General features: G+C 70.2%; 1 protein-coding gene. It reads right to left on the bottom strand.

Features of this window, described 5'->3' with window-relative positions; genetic code table 11:
- Positions 1-292: 292 nt before the first annotated feature.
- Positions 293-1,174, bottom strand: an 882-nt coding sequence (locus tag QZH66_RS16525; protein ID WP_305806959.1) for an MFS transporter, incomplete at its 5' end; no start/stop codon positions are given.

The following is a 1,174-nucleotide window of genomic DNA, read 5'->3' as shown; positions in this document are numbered from 1 at the left end:
TCGATCACGCGGTAGCCCACGTCGAGGGCGTTTTGCACCGAGTCGATCACGGTCTGGCCCTGCAGGCGAAAGGTGCCGAGGCCGAAGGCGGGAATGGGGGAGGTCGAATGCATGCTGGCGTCCTGGTGGAGGGGTGAAAAAGTTCAGCGGAAGGCGGGCAGCGGAGCGTTGCCGCTTGTGGGAAGGCCGCTTTGGCGGTCGAGCCGGCCGCTCCAGTGCGTCAGCGCCAGCGCCACCAGCACCACCACGGCGCCTATCCACGGCGTGTGCATGAGGCCCAGGTGCGCCACGATCAGGCCACCGGCCCAGGCCGCGCCGGCNCGTTGCCGCTTGTGGGAAGGCCGCTTTGGCGGTCGAGCCGGCCGCTCCAGTGCGTCAGCGCCAGCGCCACCAGCACCACCACGGCGCCTATCCACGGCGTGTGCATGAGGCCCAGGTGCGCCACGATCAGGCCACCGGCCCAGGCCGCGCCGGCGATGCCGAGGTTGAAGGCCGCGATGTTCAGGCCCGAGGCCACGTCCACCGCCTGCGGCGCAAAGCGCTCGGCCTGCTTGACCACATAGACCTGCAGGCCGGGCACGTTGCCGAACGCCACCGCGCCCCACAGCAGCACCGTCGCCAAAGCCAGCCAGGGGTAGGGCGCCGTGAACTGCAGCAGCAAGAGCACGGCGGCGAGCAGCGCAAAAATGATTTTCAGCGCCGGAATGGGGCCCAGGCGGTCGGCCAGCTTGCCGCCCCAGATGTTGCCCACGGCCACCGACAAGCCGTATACCAGCATCACCCAGCCCACGGCGCCGGCGCGCAAGCCCGACACCTCGGTGAGCAGCGGCGCGAGAAAGGTGAACGGAATGAAGGTGCCGCCGTAGCCGATCGCCGTCTTGGCGTAGACCAGCAGCAGGCGCGGCTCGGCCAGCACCCTGGCCTGCTGCAGCAGCGAGGCGGGGGCCTGGTGGGCGATGTGGCGCGGCACGAAGACCGCGCTGCCGATGAAGGCCAGCACGCCCAGTGCCGACACGGCCAGGAAGGTCTCGCGCCAGCCCAAGTGCTGGCCGATGAAGGTGCCCAGCGGCACGCCGGTCACCAGCGCCACGGTGAGGCCGGTGAACATGACCGCAATGGCGCTGGCGGCCTTGTCGCGCGGCACCAGGCCGGTGGCGATGGTCGAGCCGATCGA

The organism is Stenotrophomonas sp. YIM B06876 (assembly GCF_030711595.1).
Taxonomy (GTDB): Bacteria; Pseudomonadota; Gammaproteobacteria; order Xanthomonadales; family Xanthomonadaceae; genus Stenotrophomonas.
This window is presented reverse-complemented; position numbering and strand designations above follow the sequence as displayed.